Source organism: Pseudoroseomonas ludipueritiae (assembly GCF_014490445.1).
GTDB classification, from domain to species: Bacteria; Pseudomonadota; Alphaproteobacteria; order Acetobacterales; family Acetobacteraceae; genus Pseudoroseomonas; species Pseudoroseomonas ludipueritiae.
In genome coordinates this window covers 1-1,469 of the sequence record NZ_JACTUZ010000330.1, presented here as the reverse complement: position 1 = coordinate 1,469, position 1,469 = coordinate 1, and the positions used below count along the sequence as shown (strand labels likewise).

General features: G+C 71.5%; 2 protein-coding genes. One reads left to right on the top strand and one right to left on the bottom strand.

Features of this window, described 5'->3' with window-relative positions:
• The coding region (locus IBL25_RS26100; protein WP_202986895.1) for a hypothetical protein at window positions 1–309 on the bottom strand (309 nt) is incomplete at its 3' end.
• Between the two features lie 147 nt (window positions 310–456).
• Here IBL25_RS26100 and IBL25_RS26095 point away from each other — a divergent pair.
• Window positions 457–1,152 carry an endonuclease III domain-containing protein gene (locus IBL25_RS26095; protein ID WP_187781341.1) on the top strand — a complete coding sequence of 232 codons (696 nt, stop codon included), beginning with the start codon at window positions 457–459 and terminating at the stop codon, window positions 1,150–1,152.
• The last annotated feature ends 317 nt before the right edge of the window (window positions 1,153–1,469 follow it).

Sequence of the window (1,469 nt, the reverse complement as noted above, 5' to 3'; positions counted from 1 at the left end):
GCCTGGGCCCGCCGCGCCACCCGGGGCTTGCGGCGCGGGGGCATCATCGGGCGGCGCGGCTTCGACGCTCTGCGGGGCGCCGGCCCTGCCGGGGCTGCTATCCCCGACACCCTCGGTGCGGCGGCACCGCACGGCGCTGACGGTGACGCTGCTGTCCCGCGTCAGGCAAAGGCTGGCGGTCTGCCCGGCGCCGACCACCTGCTCCACCGAATCCTGCCGCGACATGGGCGGGGTATTGGCCGCCAGGCCGGTGCCGGCTCCGAGGCCGGATGCCAGCATGGCGATGGCGAGAAGCGGTCGTTTCAACATCAACCTCCAGGGTGGCGCCCTTGGCCCCTGGCCGCAGGATGCCATGCCAGGGCCGCGCTGTCTGTGGCCGGGCGGCGGAACGCACCCCTTCCAGCCCTTTCCGGCGGGCGGCGCTGAACCACCCCGCCCGCGCGGCGTTCATCCCCCATGCCGCCCGCAGCCCCAGCCGCCGCTTCCGCGCCGAAGGAACCCTTTGACTTCGACGAGGCTTTCCGCCGGCTGCGCGCCGCCGTGGCCGGCGTGCCCAAGGCCGCGATGTTCGAGCTGCGGGACCGGGGCTATGGCAGCCTCTTCGAGCAGCTCGTGGCCAGCCTCATCTCGGCCCGCACGCGTGACGAAACCACGATTCCCGTCTGCCTGCGCCTTTTCGCCGTGGCCCGCACGGCGGCGGAGATGGCGGCGCTGGACGAGCCCACCCTGGTGCGCCTGCTGCATGGCGCCACCTTCCCGGAGCCGAAGGCGCGCGACATCCTGGCCTTGTCGCGGCAGATCATGGACGACCTAGGCGGAGTGGTGCCGGATACGCCGGAAGGGCTGATGGCCTTCCGTGGCGTCGGCCCCAAGATCGCGGCGCTGGCCCTCGGCGTCGCGCTCGGGCAGCCGCATATCGCGGTGGATATCCATGTCCACCGCGTCACCAACCGCTGGGGCATCCTGGCCACTTCCACGCCGGAGCGGACGCAGGCCGCGCTGGCTTTGGTGCTGCCGGAGCAATACCGAGTGGAGATCAACGAGCGCCTGGTGCCCTTCGGCAAGCATGTCTGCACCGGCGAGCGGCCGCGCTGTTCCCAGTGCCCGCTGCTGAGCATGTGCCGCCAGGTGGGCGTGACCACGCATCGCTAAGGCCTTCCGTCGCGGCCGGCATGGCCGGAAGTCCGGGCCGCGGGCCCGCCGGCCGCGCCTGCGCCCTCAGCGCCGGTTCCGCAGCCACAGCGTCAGGAACATCACGGCCACCATGATGATGATCCCTGTCCGGTGCTGCGCGATGTAATCGAGTGCCTGAGCCAGCAGCATGGGACCACCCTTTCCTGACCGGCCGCCGGGCCGCCTGAAACAAGAAAGGCCCGCCGAAGCGGGCCTCTTGTGCGCCGTTGTTTCCCCGGAGGGGAACTGGAGCGGGCGAAGGGATTCGAACCCTCGACCCCAACCTTGGCAAGGTT

Excerpts from the sequence above, each read along its gene's own strand:
- IBL25_RS26095 (WP_187781341.1), top strand. The coding sequence starts at position 457 with ATGCCGCCCGCAGCCCCAGCCGCCGCTTCCGCGCCGAAGGAACCCTTT.